The following is a 13,509-nucleotide window of genomic DNA, read 5'->3' as shown; positions in this document are numbered from 1 at the left end:
CAGATAGAATTGTGAAAAGTTGCAGGAGGGTGGTAGTGTGGAGAGGTTATTGGAGGTTCAAGATCTTAAAGTAAACTTTCATGTTCGGGGCGGAATTGTACAAGCAGTTCGTGGGGTTAATTTTTATGTTAATAAAGGAGAAGCTGTAGCGATTGTTGGAGAATCTGGATGTGGCAAAAGTGTGACGGCGCAATCAATAATGCGATTAGTTCCTAGTCCGCCTGCAAAGTTAAGCGGCAAGGTGTTATTTAACGGTAAGGATCTGCTGCAGTTATCCTCTAAGGAAATGGAGGCTATTCGTGGAAAAGATATTGGAATGATCTTTCAAGACCCCATGACTTCACTAAACCCAACGTTAACAGTTGGCACGCAAATTATTGAAGGGCTTAAAAAGCATGAAAAATTAAATAGACTTGAGGCGCGTAAGCGAGCCATTGAAATGCTAAAACTTGTAGGTATTCCAAATCCTGAAAGCCGCGTCGATCAATATCCGCATCAGTTTTCTGGGGGAATGCGGCAAAGGGCAATGATTGCCATCGCCTTAGCTTGTAATCCTGCTCTTCTTATTGCAGATGAGCCTACTACCGCACTTGATGTCACAATTCAGGCACAAATTATGCGTGTAATGAAAGAAATGCAAAGCAAGCTAGGTACTTCAATAATATTAATTACGCATGATCTCGGTGTAGTTGCCGATGTATGTGATCGCGTAATTGTAATGTATGCAGGTAAGGTTGTAGAAACGGGGACAAAATATGAAATATTTAAAAATCCACAGCATCCCTACACAAGAGGATTGCTTCGTTCAGTTCCTCGTTTAGATCAAAAAAAGGATGAAGCGTTATTGCCGATTCACGGCTCACCTCCCGATTTGATATCACCTCCTGATGGTTGCAGCTTTTGTGCTCGCTGTGAGGAAGCGATGCTTGTTTGTGTCGATCACGATCCTGATCTTGTTGCTGTGGAGCAACATTCGCACAGTGAACATCGTTCTGCATGCTGGATGCTGCATCCTTATGCGCATAATGGGGAGGATAAGCATGAGTGAAAATTTAATTCAAGTAAATCATTTAAGTAAGTTTTTTAATTTAGGTCATCAAAATATACTTAAAGCGGTCAATGACCTGAACTTTTCAATAATTCAAGGTGAAACAGTAGGGGTAGTTGGCGAGTCAGGATGCGGCAAATCGACCGCTGGTCGTACAATGATGCGTTTGTATGAGCCAACAGAGGGAGAAGTGTTATTTAAAGGTAAAAATATTTATCGTATGCGCGGTGCCGAGCTTAAACAATTGCGGCGCGAGATGCAAATGATCTTTCAAGATCCGTATGCCTCGCTTAATCCAAGAATGACTGTCATGGACATTATTGGTGAAGCGCTCGACGTGCATAAACTTACAAGCAGTCGCAGTGAGCGGAAAAAGAAAGTGGAGCAGCTTTTAGAGCTTGTTAATTTGAACTATTCTCACGCTTCCCGTTATCCGCATGAATTTTCTGGAGGACAAAGACAGCGGATAGGGATCGCAAGGGCGTTAGCGGTAAATCCAAAGTTTATTATTGCGGATGAACCGATTTCTGCACTTGATGTATCGATCCAGGCGCAGATTGTCAATTTGCTTAAGCAACTACAACATGAAATGGGGCTAACTTATTTATTTATTGCGCATGACCTATCAATGGTTAAGCACATTAGTGATCGCGTAGCTGTTATGTATCTCGGAAAAATTGTTGAGCTAGCGTCAAGCGAGGATTTATATGAGGATCCAAGACATCCCTATACGCGTGCTTTAATGTCTGCAATCCCGATTCCTGATCCGGAAATTGAAGAAAAGCGAGAGCGGATTGTATTAAGTGGAGATTTACCGAGCCCGATTCATTTGCCGTCAGGGTGTCCATTTCATACACGATGTCCGCTTGCCACAGATAAGTGTAAAGTAGATGTGCCGAAATTTTTAGAGATTACACCTGGACATTTTGCTTCTTGTCATTATGCTTAAGGAGCAGCAAGCCGATCAATTCTGTTTATGCACAATTGGTCGGCTCTTTCTGTTATTAAACTTATTTAGGAGTATAATTATTGTAATACGATGACAATGCTTTAATTTATAATGCAACAAATGCTTGACAATGCTATAATAAGTGGGATTAAAAACATATTAATATAGATTGCTATATGCAAACTGTTCATAAACTAAAACTAAAGTAAATATGGGAGGCCCCATGGGTAAATTATTTATTTGCGATCATCCAATGATTCAACACAAACTAACATTTATACGAGATAAGAATACAAATACGAAAGACTTCCGTGAGCTTATTGATGAAGTTGCAACATTTATGGCTTATGAGATTACGAGAGATCTTCCGTTGCAGACGGTTCAGGTGGAAACGCCGATAGCCGTTACTGATGCTAAAATTGTCTCAGGTCGAATGATTGGTTTAGTGCCTATTCTTCGTGCAGGACTAGGTATGGTAGATGGCATTTTGAAAATGATACCGTCTGCTAAAGTGGGTCATATTGGACTAGCCCGTGATCATGAGACGTTGAAACCTAAAGAGTACTATATTAATTTGCCAACTGATGCACAGGAAAGACTGCTAATTGTTGTTGATCCGATGTTGGCGACAGGTGGTTCAGCTATTGCAGCGATTCAATCACTTAAGGATCGTGGCTGCGAACATATTAAGCTAATGTGTGTAATTGCAGCACCAGAAGGGGTTAAAGCTGTACAGGAAGCACATCCTGATGTGGACGTTTATATTGCTGCATTAGACAAAGGTCTGAATGAAAAAGGTTATATTGTGCCAGGGCTAGGGGATGCAGGAGACCGTATTTTTGGGACAAATTAAGGAGTAATTGTCCGAAAGCCAAGCTTTTGAATCCTTCTAAATTTCAAATTATAATATCCGACTTTAATGTCAAAGGGGACATTGTAGCCGTTTTGACATATGGAAATGAGTATGCATTGAACTTTTTGAACTGATTGGATTTAATGGATTCAAACGACTAAAGTTTGAGTCCATTATTTTAATGAGTGTAAAGTAGAATTGGAGTGGAGTAGGTTGTCTAAACTTAAAGTGATGACGATTTTTGGTACAAGACCAGAAGCAATTAAAATGGCACCTTTAGTGCTAGAATTGCAAAAACGTGAAGATGAAATTGAATCAATTGTTTGTGTGACGGCACAACACCGTCAAATATTAGATCAAGTATTGGAATTTTTTGAAATTGAACCTAACTATGATTTGAATGTAATGAAGGATCGTCAAACTTTAACAGAAACTACGATTCGTGTCATTGAAGGACTAGATCCTGTGTTGGAAGAGGCTAAGCCAGACATCGTGCTTGTGCACGGAGATACACAAACAACGTTTCTTGCAAGTTACGCTGCATTTTTGAAGAAGATTAAGGTGGGTCATGTTGAAGCAGGATTACGCACTTGGAACAAAATGTCTCCTTATCCTGAAGAAATGAATCGACAGCTTGCTGGTGTATTGTCAGATATTCATTTTACTCCAACAAATTGGTCGGCAAACAATCTGCGCAAAGAAAATAAAAATGAAGATACGATTTATGTAACAGGTAACACCGCCACTGACGTATTCCAATATACAGTTGATGAGTCATTTGCTCATCCGGTATTGGATTGGGCTAAAGGTAAACGATTAGTGCTGATGACTGCACATCGTCGTGAATCGCTTGGAGAGCCGCATCGCAACATATTCCGTGCAGTTAAAAGAATTGCAGATGAGTTTGAGGATGTTGCCTTTGTTTATGCAGTACATCCTAATCCTGCTGTTCGTGAACCTGCTCAAGAAATATTAGGCGGTCATCCTCGTATTCAATTAATTGAGCCGCTTGACGTTTTTGAATTTCACAACTTCTATCCGCACACCTTTATGATTATGACAGACTCAGGCGGTTTGCAGGAAGAAGCTCCGTCATTTGGTGTGCCAACTTTGGTATTGCGTGATACAACTGAGCGACCAGAAGGAATCGAAGCAGGTACACTAGAGCTAGTAGGCACAGATGAAGAGCGTGTTTATGAAAGAGCAAAGGCGTTGCTTAGCGATTCAGTATTGTATAACCGAATGAGCCAAGCTGCTAATCCATACGGTGATGGCCGTGCATCAGAGCGCATTGTTGATGCAATTTTACATCATTTTGGTAGAAGAGAGCAGAGACCTGAACCGTTCACACAAAATTCATAGTTTTTAGTGAAGATTGTATTAATATCTCAATTTACAGTATACAGTGGCACTGTACGGTTTTGCTAAGTCATTTTCCCTTGTGTGACAAGGGAAAATGCGCCTTAAGGCGCAAGGATTTTTCCTGATTTTCAATTGACAAACCTTCTCTCGCTTCGATAAAATAAATGAGGATTGACAGGAGTGTTGACTAATGACTAAGAAAAAATTAGATCAGCCGCTTGTAATGGCTGGTTTGATTGGTGCAATGGGGCTACAAGTAGCTGCCTGTATTCTAATTGGTTATTGGTTAGGCTCTTATGTTAGTAATCTCTTCGGAGGCAAGGGTTGGCTAATTGGCGGTGTTCTAATTGGACTTGCTTCTGGGATTTGGTCTGCAATCTTAGTTGTGATCAAAGTGCTGGAGGGCTCTGATGGATAATTTAATAAAGAGCGCAACACGTTGGCTGCTCTACCTTCTAGCAGTTTCGCTAATCATATATGCTGCATTCCCTAAGTGGAAGGCAGTTACATTTGGATTAGCGCTGGGTTTATTAGCGAGTGCTATGAATGCGTTTTTATTGAAACGAAGAGTTCATTTCATAGCAGATGCAGCAACGCAGGAAGGTACTGGTGGTAGAAGAGGGGGACTAGGCTTAGTAAGTCGTATTTCTACGGTTCTCTTGCTAGCGATGATAGGGTTCAAATACCCCGAAGTCGTTAATCTGCCGGCTGCTTTAGCGGGATGCATGGTAATGCCCTTTCTCATTTTAGTGGCAGCTATCATACACAATATGAAAGAAATAAAAGGTGGAAAGGGGTGATATTAATTTATGCATGAATTTCCGATAGTGGACTGGAATGGTATAAAATTTGACCTTTCAGCGATAATTGCAATTGTTGTCACCTCCATTATTGTGTTCGTGCTTGCGCGACTTGCAGTTCGTAATCTGTCAGTTGAAAATCCAAGCAAAATGCAAAACTTTATGGAGTGGATCATTGAGTTCGTACATGATACAATTGCGAGCACAATGCCATTTGACAAGGCTAAAAAGTTTATTAGCTTAGGGATGACCCTGATTTTGTTTATTTTTGTAGCGAACCTTTTAGGTCTTCCATTCCAAGTGGTAACAGAAATTCATCATGAAATCGGGTGGCTTGGAATTACAAAAGAAGTGCTTAACGAACATGGTGGGCATCTTCATATGTCATGGTGGAAATCGCCAACAGCAGATATTTCTGTTACGGCTGGTTTAGCACTAGTTGTGTTCGTAATCGTTCACGGCTTGGGCTTGAAATGGAATACAAAACATTATCTTAAGCATTACTTTGAGCCATATCCAATTTTCTTCCCGATTAACTTGATTGAAACAATTTCAAAACCAGTAACATTGGCACTTCGTCTCTATGCAAACATTTTGGCTGGTGAGATTCTAATCTCAACAATCTTGATGCTTAGCGGTTGGGGTACATTGTTCTTGGTTGTATGGCAAGGATTCAGTATTTTTGTAGGGGCGATTCAAGCGTTCCTGTTTACCGTACTTACAATGGTGTACATTTCTCAAGCAGCTATTCATGTTGAGGAAGGGCACGAACATTAAATGTATTCAACTTGCTTTGGGCTTTCATGAAAAATGAAATACCGAAGTTCGTTATAAATTAAAAATTATATTTTACCTAAATATTGAGGAGGATTTTTAAATGAGCGTATTGGCAGCAGCTATCGCAGTAGGATTAGGCGCAATTGGCGCAGGTGTTGGTAACGGTTTGATCGTATCTAAAACGGTTGAAGGTATTGCACGTCAACCAGAACAAAAAGGTTCTCTAATGACAACTATGTTTATCGGTGTTGGTATCGTTGAGGTCGTTCCAATCATCGGCGTAGTTATCGGCTTCTTGGCTTTCTTCAGCTAATACTAACGACTATGGCGGGGAAGGGTTCGCCCTCTTCGCCTTTGTTTTGATTATGTCGATCCAACGGAGGAAAGGAGTGCAGATATGAATTTTGTAGCAACAAATACTGTAATTACAATTATTGCTTTCTTATTGCTACTCTGGCTTTTAAATAAATACGCGTTTGGACCTTTGTTCGCTGTAATGGAAAAACGCAGACAGCTTATTCAAGAACAATTGAGCCAAGCATCTAGCAGCCGTGAGCAGGCAGAAGCATCTATGGCTGAGCAAAAAGCAGCTCTTGAGCAAGCTCGTAAAGAGGCATACTCTATCATTGAGCAAGCGAAATCTCAAAGCACTAAACAAGCTGAAGAGATTGTTGAAGCTGCTAAAAATGAAGCAAATAGACTTAAAGAAGAAGCACTCAAAGACATTGAGAGTGAGAAAAATAAAGCGATCTCCGCGCTTCGTACAGAAGTGGGCGGCATTTCTGTGCAAATCGCTTCTAAAATTATTGAGAAGCAAGTTGACGAGAAAGCTAATAAAGAGATCGTTGATAAATACCTTAACGAGGTTGGAGCGAAATGAGTCGCGATGTTGTAGTAGCAAAACGCTACGCACAAGCATTGTTCGAGCTTGCAGCCGCTAGCAAGATCGTTTCTGAAGTAGAACAGCAGTTAAAGCTTGTTGTCGATGCTATTCGCAGCGACGAGCAAATTTTGAAGTTTTTAGAGTTGCCTAGTGTGCAGCCTGAGCAAAAGCTTCAAGTAATAAAAGATTCCTTTGGCGACAAGTTGTCAGAATTAGTATACAACACATTGTTGCTTATGATTGAGCGTGGTCGCCAAGCATTAATTTCGAATTTATATGAAAGCTATGTGAAAATATCAGGTGAAGTATTAGGTCAGGCTAAAGCGACGATTTATACTGCGCAAAAGCTGTCTGATGCTGAGCTTGCAGACGTAGCCGCTCAATTCGAAAAAATTACTGGCAAAAAAATTGTTGCAGAGCAAGTTGAAAATAAAGCTCTTCTTGGCGGTATTCAGGTGCGCATCGGTGATCGTTTATACGATGGCAGCTTGTCCGGTAAGCTAGAGCGTTTGCAAAAAACACTATATTCCAAAGCACTGTAGATAGGGGTGAACGAATTGAGTATCAGACCTGATGAAATTAGCACGCTGATTAAACAGCAAATTGAAAAATATAAATCTGAAATTCAAGTCGTGGATGTCGGCACTGTTATCAATGTCGGTGACGGTATCGCTCGTGTTCACGGTCTTGAAAATGCGATGCAAGGGGAGCTTCTTGAATTCGCAAACGGTGTCGTAGGTATGGCTCTTAACCTTGAAGAGAGCAATGTCGGCGTCGTTATTCTAGGCCCATACACAGACATTCGTGAAGGTGATCAGGTTAAACGTACTGGTCGTATTATGGAGGTACCTGTTGGTGAAGCGTTACTAGGTCGCGTTGTTAACGCACTTGGACAACCAGTTGATGGTAAAGGTCCGATTAACACAACTGAGTTCCGCGCGGTTGAGTCTCCTGCTCCTGGCGTTATTGACCGTAAATCGGTTCATGAGCCAATGCAAACAGGTATTAAAGCGATCGACTCCATGGTACCAATTGGACGTGGTCAACGTGAGTTGATTATCGGTGACCGTCAAACAGGTAAAACAACAATTGCTATTGACGCAATTATTAATCAAAAGGGCACTGGCGTAAAATGTATCTATGTAGCAGTAGGTCAAAAACAATCTACTGTTGCCAACGTTGTAGAAACATTGCGTCGTCATGGTGCGCTTGAATACACTATCGTCGTAACAGCAAGTGCTTCTGAGCCTTCTCCAATGCTATTCCTAGCTCCATATGCAGGATGTGCAATGGGTGAGTACTTTATGTATAAAGGCGAGCACGTGCTAGTTATTTATGATGACTTGTCTAAACAAGCTGCGGCATACCGCGAGCTTTCCCTATTGCTTCGTCGTCCTCCAGGTCGTGAGGCTTATCCAGGGGATGTCTTCTACTTGCACTCCCGCTTGCTAGAGCGTGCAGCTAAGCTTAGCGATAAGCTAGGCGGCGGTTCTTTAACTGCGTTGCCATTTATTGAAACTCAAGCTTCTGACGTATCTGCTTACATTCCAACGAATGTAATTTCAATTACTGATGGACAAATCTTCCTAGAGTCAGACTTGTTCTACTCTGGTCAACGTCCTGCCGTTAACGTAGGTATTTCAGTATCTCGTGTCGGTGGTTCTGCACAAATTAAAGCGATGAAAAAGGTTGCAGGTACATTGCGTCTAGACCTTGCTGCATATCGTGAGCTTCAAGCATTCTCACAATTTGGTTCAGACCTTGATAAATCTACTGTAGCACGTCTAAATCGTGGTGCTCGTACGATGGAAATTCTAAAACAAGGTGTTAACCAACCAATGCCTGTTGAGAAGCAAGTTATCTCCATCTATACAGCAGTTAAAGGTCATCTAGATGATATTGCAATTAGCGATATTCTTCGTTTTGAGCAAGAATTCCTTGCATTCCTAGATAGTAAGTATCCGCAAATCCCTCAATCGATTCGCGATACGAAAGACCTTACTTCTGAAAATGAGAAGGCTCTTGTTGATGCAATTAATGAGTTCAAAAGAAGCTTTGCTGCTTCTGAGTAAGCTATCCTGATAGAATCGCTGTCTGCACTGAGCTTGCTCGGTGCAGACCCTTTAGCAGGTCTGATTATGGAATCAGACAACAAAGGCGGGTGAAATGAAATGGCAAAAGGTATGCGTGAAATTAAACGCGAAATTAAAAGTAAACAAAACACACGCCAAATAACGAAGGCAATGGAAATGGTTGCTGCTTCTAAGCTAAGAAAAGCACAGGATGCTGCATTAGCGGCTCGTCCATATGCTGATAAAATGATGGAGGTAGTGACTAGTATTGCTGCTGGCACTAAGGGTGTTCGTCATCCTATGCTAGAAACTCGTCCAATTCATAAGACGGGTTACTTGGTCATTACATCAGATCGTGGTTTGGCTGGTGGTTACAATGCTAATATTTTGCGTGCTGTAACGCAACGAATTAAAGAAACACATAAGTCCACTGACGAGTATGTCATATACGTAATTGGACGTAAGGGCCGTGATTATTTCCGCCGCAGAAATATGCCGATAGCGGAAGAGATTATTGGCCTATCCGATTCTCCAATATTCGGTGACATTAAATCGATTGCTGCAAACGCGGTAAAAGGATTCTCCGAGGGCTTATATGATGAGCTATATATTTACTACAATAAATTTGTAAATGCATTAACACAAATTCCAACTGCAACTCGCTTGTTGCCTTTGGATGTGTCTAGCCAACAAGAAAATATCGCTTCGTACGAATACGAGCCGTCTGCTGAAGGGGTATTAGAAGTATTATTGCCTAAGTATGCAGAAACGTTAATTTTCAGCGCTTTACTTGACGGCAAAGCGAGTGAGTTTGGTGCTCGTATGACGGCGATGGGAAGTGCAACGAAAAATGCTACGAAGATGATTAATAGCTTAACATTGACGTATAACCGTGCACGACAAGCGGCGATTACGCAGGAAATTACGGAAATTGTTGCTGGAGCTAATGCACAATCTTAAGTATAAATGAGGAACCAGGAGGGAAAGCAATGAAAAAAGGACGCGTTGTATCCGTCATGGGTCCGGTCGTCGATTTGGAATTTGAACGCGGCAATCTGCCAGAGATTATGAATGCTATTAAAATCAAGCATAAAGCTGAAGCTGGCGGCGTTGATATTGATCTAACGCTTGAAGTTGCCGTTCATCTTGGCGATAACTTAGTTCGTACTGTAGCGATGAGCTCAACTGACGGTCTAGTTCGCGGGATGGAAGCAGTTGATACTGGTGCGCCAATTACAATACCTGTAGGTGCCCCTACGCTAGGTCGCGTATTTAATGTACTAGGTGAACCAATCGACGAAGCTGGTGATGTAGTATCTGATATTAACTTACCTATTCATCGTCCAGCACCGACTTTTGACGAATTGTCTACTCAAGCAGAAATTCTTGAAACAGGTATTAAAGTAATCGACCTTCTTGCACCGTATGCAAAAGGTGGTAAAATCGGTTTGTTCGGTGGTGCCGGTGTAGGTAAAACTGTTACAATCCAAGAGTTAATTAACAACATCGCACAAGAGCATGGCGGTATTTCCGTATTTGCTGGTGTAGGTGAACGTACTCGTGAGGGTAACGACTTGTACCATGAAATGAAGGATTCCGGCGTACTTAGCAAAACTGCGATGGTATTCGGTCAGATGAATGAGCCGCCTGGCGCGCGTCTTCGTGTTGCACTAACAGGTCTTACAATGGCTGAATATTTCCGTGATGAAGAAGGCCGTGACGTGCTTCTATTCATCGATAACATCTTCCGTTTCACACAAGCAGGTTCTGAGGTTTCTGCGCTGTTAGGTCGTATGCCATCAGCGGTAGGTTACCAACCAACGCTTGCTACTGAAATGGGTCAATTGCAAGAGCGTATCACGTCTACGAAAAAAGGTTCTGTTACGTCAATCCAAGCGATTTACGTTCCAGCCGATGACTATACTGACCCAGCTCCTGCAACAACGTTTGCTCACCTTGATGCAACAACTAACCTTGAGCGTAAAATCTCTGAGATGGGTATCTTCCCTGCGGTAGATCCACTGGCTTCTTCTTCTCGTATTCTTACACCAGAGGTTGTTGGTCAAGAGCATTACAATGTAGCACAAGGTGTTAAGAAAATTCTACAAACGTATAAAGAATTGCAAGATATTATCGCAATTCTAGGTATGGACGAGCTTTCTGATGAACAAAAATTGATCGTTGCACGTGCACGTAAAATTCAATTGTTCTTGTCTCAACCATTCCACGTTGCAGAACCATTTACAGGTCTTAAAGGTAAATACGTACCTGTTAAAGAAACAGTACGTAGCTTTAAAGAAATTCTCGAGGGCAAGCACGACGACCTACCTGAGGAAGCATTCCGCTATGTAGGAACGATCGAGGAAGCCGTGGAGAAGGCCAAAACGCTTGTCTAACGAAGGGCGGGAGGAATCCACATGAGTACGTTTCTAGTTGAAATCGTAACGCCTGAACGTAAAGTATACGGTGAGCAAGCAAATATGGTGGTTGTTACAGGTATTGAAGGTCAATTAGGGATTATGCCTAATCACGTTCCACTTGTTACGCCTTTAAAAATTGCTCCTGTTACGATTAAGCGTGATGGAGGCTCAGATGTTGTTGCAGTAAATGGCGGTTTTATCGAGGTTCGCAAAGATAAAGTTGTTATTTTAGCGGAAAGCGCTGAGCTAGCTGAAGAAATCAATGTTGAGCGTGCAGAGGCTGCTAAGCAGCGTGCTGAACAACGTTTGTCGCTTGCAAAAAGCGATGAAATTGATTTCCGTAGAGCTGAGCTTGCACTTCAGCGTGCAATGAATCGTCTGAATGTTACACATATTAAACATTTGAAATAGTGAAAAGGCTGAGTGTTGCAGAACAACCGCAATGCTCAGCCTTTTTGTTTTTAAGCTGGCAAATAGGGTGAACTTATTTCATTCAGAGAAGCTCAAAGGAATAGTGCTAGCCTGCAGTTAGTCATTATAGTAAGATAAAAAGTGACTGATTGTTAATGAGGTGAAGATCATTGCCTAATTTTTCAGATTTTATTTGGTGTATACCATTATTATATTTACTTATATTTTTGATTGGGTTGGCCATCGGTAAAGCCAATTACAGAGCAACTGGACTTGTTAATATTATTTTATCATGCGCTGCATTATTGATGAGTACAGGTGTTTTTTGGGAAAGAGCGATTTATGCTAGCGATGACTACAGCTATAATTTAGAGTGGCTTGTTATCGGTGATTCAGTATTTGAAATTGGTTATGAGCTAAACAATATTGCAGCCTGGCTATTACTTTTAATTGCCAGCATAAATATTTTATTGCTACTATTACTGCATCATCGTCAGGCAGAGCAGCCTAGTTATGGCTATATAGGCTTGCTGCTGTTTGCTACAAGTGCATTAATTTTGGCGGATGATATGTTTATGTTTTTGGCTTGTGGGCTTTTAAGCAGTTGTATTATATATTTATGGCTTGCTCATCCTTTTAACAGCAGTAAACCAAAAGCAATCTTCCGTTTTGTCACTGCGCAGCTTATAGGCTTTTCTTTATTTTTTATTGCATTAGTCGGATTATATTGGTATATGCCAGAACATTCGTTACAATTTACGATGTTAGAAACGGTATTTAGTGGTCCAGCTCCTAGCTTTACCCCTTTTATGAAAAATACTATTGCGTTTTCATTAGTAACGAGTGCGCTTGTAGTTGCAGGTGTACTGCCGTATACCAATTGGATGAAGCATATTGACGTTGAACGCTCGTTTGTTAGAGTTGTTACCTTTTGCTTTGCCCAAGCTTTATTGCCAACCATTATTTTACTTAAGTTCTCGATCGTAATCGGTGAACAGAATGACATACTATGGCTTTGTAAGTGTATCGGTGCCTTTATTGTTATTTGGTGTACGTTTCGAATGCTGTTAAATGCACAGCACACATTGGCTTATATTGGGTTGATGCAATTAGGTACCATTGCCTTTGCTTTTGGTCATGGGCTATATAGCTATATTCTTCTTCAAATAACGATGATATGCTTATCGATGATCGTGGTATACGGTTCAGTAAATTATTCCTCTAGCATAATCGTATATGGTGCTTTTCTTGTAGCTATATTAACCTTAATTGGAGTACCTCCACTAAGTGGATATTGGCTGCAGCAATCACTTGTTGCAACAATTTCGACATCAGGCATTGGTTGGAATGCTGTTGCATTAGTTGTAGTACTTTGTTCTTCTTTAAGTATGACCATTTACTTTGTTACGTTCTGGAAGAATAGTAATGGGAACAAATTGAAATTAAATTGGCGGGCATTTTTTGTTGTGATTCCGGCTCTTATCATTATTGGACTTGGCTTGCTATGGCTTGTTGATCACAATGCTCTAGAACTATGGCTGTATGATGAAACAATAACGAATTCAATGCAGCTTATGCCGATGTTGTTTACGATGATCAGTGTTGGAATTGGAGTTGTCATTGCTTGGATGTTTAGCGAACGCATTACAGAAACATTTGCAGCTTCGCTAGAGAAGGTCGATAATCAAATTAAAACTAAGGCAAATAATATTGGTTATTTAATTTCAATATTTTGGGAAAAATTAGTAGATTTAGAACGGCTTATTGAACGAGGACTTGTCCATCTGTTTACGATATGGTTGCCGTATCCGATTAGATTTATTAGTAAATTGGGCGCTAGTGGAAAACTATGGCACAGTATTGCTTTAGTTCTACTATTTACGATAGCCGCATCAGCACTATGGGTTGGAGTAAGGGGGCGATAAAATTGAACA

Annotated in this window: 15 protein-coding genes; all 15 read left to right on the top strand. The window is 41.0% G+C overall.

Annotated elements, in window-relative coordinates:
* The first annotated feature begins 37 nt into the window (after window positions 1–37).
* The 15 genes from AC2TDL_RS08705 (at window position 38) to AC2TDL_RS08635 (ending at window position 13,500) form a co-directional block, all read left to right on the top strand.
* Window positions 38–1,048, top strand: coding sequence for an ABC transporter ATP-binding protein (locus AC2TDL_RS08705; protein ID WP_484700358.1), 1,011 nt, complete (start codon window positions 38–40; stop codon window positions 1,046–1,048).
* A complete protein-coding gene (locus tag AC2TDL_RS08700) occupies window positions 1,041–1,997 on the top strand; it encodes an ABC transporter ATP-binding protein (RefSeq protein ID WP_484700357.1) in 957 nt (318 codons plus the stop codon). The genes AC2TDL_RS08705 and AC2TDL_RS08700 overlap by 8 nt, the downstream gene beginning before the upstream one ends.
* A gap of 223 nt (window positions 1,998–2,220) precedes the next feature.
* Window positions 2,221–2,850, top strand: coding sequence for a uracil phosphoribosyltransferase (gene upp / locus AC2TDL_RS08695; protein WP_484700355.1), 630 nt, complete (start codon window positions 2,221–2,223; stop codon window positions 2,848–2,850).
* 213 nt (window positions 2,851–3,063) lie between these two features.
* Window positions 3,064–4,212: a non-hydrolyzing UDP-N-acetylglucosamine 2-epimerase gene (gene wecB / locus AC2TDL_RS08690; protein WP_484700353.1), complete on the top strand. Its 1,149-nt coding sequence runs from the start codon at window positions 3,064–3,066 to the stop codon at window positions 4,210–4,212.
* A gap of 190 nt (window positions 4,213–4,402) precedes the next feature.
* Window positions 4,403–4,630 carry an AtpZ/AtpI family protein gene (locus tag AC2TDL_RS08685; RefSeq protein WP_484700350.1) on the top strand — a complete coding sequence of 76 codons (228 nt, stop codon included), beginning with the start codon at window positions 4,403–4,405 and terminating at the stop codon, window positions 4,628–4,630.
* Window positions 4,623–5,012, top strand: a complete 390-nt coding sequence (locus AC2TDL_RS08680; RefSeq protein ID WP_484700348.1) for an ATP synthase subunit I — start codon at window positions 4,623–4,625, stop codon at window positions 5,010–5,012. The genes AC2TDL_RS08685 and AC2TDL_RS08680 overlap by 8 nt, the downstream gene beginning before the upstream one ends.
* 9 nt (window positions 5,013–5,021) lie before the next feature.
* The gene (atpB, locus tag AC2TDL_RS08675) at window positions 5,022–5,789 is read left to right on the top strand and encodes a F0F1 ATP synthase subunit A (RefSeq protein WP_484700346.1); all 768 of its coding nucleotides are present in this window, start codon (window positions 5,022–5,024) and stop codon (window positions 5,787–5,789) included.
* A 100-nt stretch (window positions 5,790–5,889) separates the two neighbouring features.
* Window positions 5,890–6,102 (top strand): F0F1 ATP synthase subunit C, encoded by a 213-nt coding sequence (gene atpE / locus AC2TDL_RS08670; protein WP_484700342.1) that lies wholly within the window; start codon window positions 5,890–5,892, stop codon window positions 6,100–6,102.
* An 84-nt stretch (window positions 6,103–6,186) separates the two neighbouring features.
* Window positions 6,187–6,669: a F0F1 ATP synthase subunit B gene (gene atpF, locus AC2TDL_RS08665; protein WP_484700340.1), complete on the top strand. Its 483-nt coding sequence runs from the start codon at window positions 6,187–6,189 to the stop codon at window positions 6,667–6,669.
* On the top strand, window positions 6,666–7,214 hold the full coding sequence (locus tag AC2TDL_RS08660) for a F0F1 ATP synthase subunit delta (protein ID WP_484700338.1): 549 nt from the start codon (window positions 6,666–6,668) through the stop codon (window positions 7,212–7,214). The genes atpF and AC2TDL_RS08660 overlap by 4 nt, the downstream gene beginning before the upstream one ends.
* 15 nt (window positions 7,215–7,229) lie before the next feature.
* Window positions 7,230–8,744 carry a F0F1 ATP synthase subunit alpha gene (atpA, locus tag AC2TDL_RS08655; RefSeq protein ID WP_484700337.1) on the top strand — a complete coding sequence of 505 codons (1,515 nt, stop codon included), beginning with the start codon at window positions 7,230–7,232 and terminating at the stop codon, window positions 8,742–8,744.
* A gap of 99 nt (window positions 8,745–8,843) precedes the next feature.
* On the top strand, window positions 8,844–9,704 hold the full coding sequence (gene atpG, locus AC2TDL_RS08650) for an ATP synthase F1 subunit gamma (RefSeq protein ID WP_484700335.1): 861 nt from the start codon (window positions 8,844–8,846) through the stop codon (window positions 9,702–9,704).
* A gap of 29 nt (window positions 9,705–9,733) precedes the next feature.
* Complete coding sequence (gene atpD / locus AC2TDL_RS08645; RefSeq protein WP_484700333.1) at window positions 9,734–11,140, top strand: F0F1 ATP synthase subunit beta; 1,407 nt, start codon at window positions 9,734–9,736, stop codon at window positions 11,138–11,140.
* Between the two features lie 21 nt (window positions 11,141–11,161).
* On the top strand, window positions 11,162–11,575 hold the full coding sequence (locus tag AC2TDL_RS08640) for a F0F1 ATP synthase subunit epsilon (RefSeq protein WP_484700331.1): 414 nt from the start codon (window positions 11,162–11,164) through the stop codon (window positions 11,573–11,575).
* Between the two features lie 308 nt (window positions 11,576–11,883).
* A complete protein-coding gene (locus AC2TDL_RS08635) occupies window positions 11,884–13,500 on the top strand; it encodes a hypothetical protein (RefSeq protein WP_484700329.1) in 1,617 nt (538 codons plus the stop codon).
* Window positions 13,501–13,509: the final 9 nt, after the last annotated feature.

The organism is Paenibacillus sp. plas6, assembly GCF_057221655.1.
Note: the sequence above shows the minus strand (reverse complement) of the source record. Positions and strands in the feature narration are given on the sequence as shown.

Coding starts and splice junctions, on each gene's coding strand:
- AC2TDL_RS08700 (WP_484700357.1), top strand. CDS start 1,041: ATGAGTGAAAATTTAATTCAAGTAAATCATTTAAGTAAGTTTTTTAAT.
- upp (WP_484700355.1), top strand. CDS start 2,221: ATGGGTAAATTATTTATTTGCGATCATCCAATGATTCAACACAAACTA.
- AC2TDL_RS08685 (WP_484700350.1), top strand. CDS start 4,403: ATGACTAAGAAAAAATTAGATCAGCCGCTTGTAATGGCTGGTTTGATT.
- AC2TDL_RS08680 (WP_484700348.1), top strand. CDS start 4,623: ATGGATAATTTAATAAAGAGCGCAACACGTTGGCTGCTCTACCTTCTA.
- atpB (WP_484700346.1), top strand. CDS start 5,022: ATGCATGAATTTCCGATAGTGGACTGGAATGGTATAAAATTTGACCTT.
- atpE (WP_484700342.1), top strand. CDS start 5,890: ATGAGCGTATTGGCAGCAGCTATCGCAGTAGGATTAGGCGCAATTGGC.
- atpF (WP_484700340.1), top strand. CDS start 6,187: ATGAATTTTGTAGCAACAAATACTGTAATTACAATTATTGCTTTCTTA.
- AC2TDL_RS08660 (WP_484700338.1), top strand. CDS start 6,666: ATGAGTCGCGATGTTGTAGTAGCAAAACGCTACGCACAAGCATTGTTC.
- atpG (WP_484700335.1), top strand. CDS start 8,844: ATGGCAAAAGGTATGCGTGAAATTAAACGCGAAATTAAAAGTAAACAA.
- atpD (WP_484700333.1), top strand. CDS start 9,734: ATGAAAAAAGGACGCGTTGTATCCGTCATGGGTCCGGTCGTCGATTTG.
- AC2TDL_RS08640 (WP_484700331.1), top strand. CDS start 11,162: ATGAGTACGTTTCTAGTTGAAATCGTAACGCCTGAACGTAAAGTATAC.
- AC2TDL_RS08635 (WP_484700329.1), top strand. CDS start 11,884: ATGAGTACAGGTGTTTTTTGGGAAAGAGCGATTTATGCTAGCGATGAC.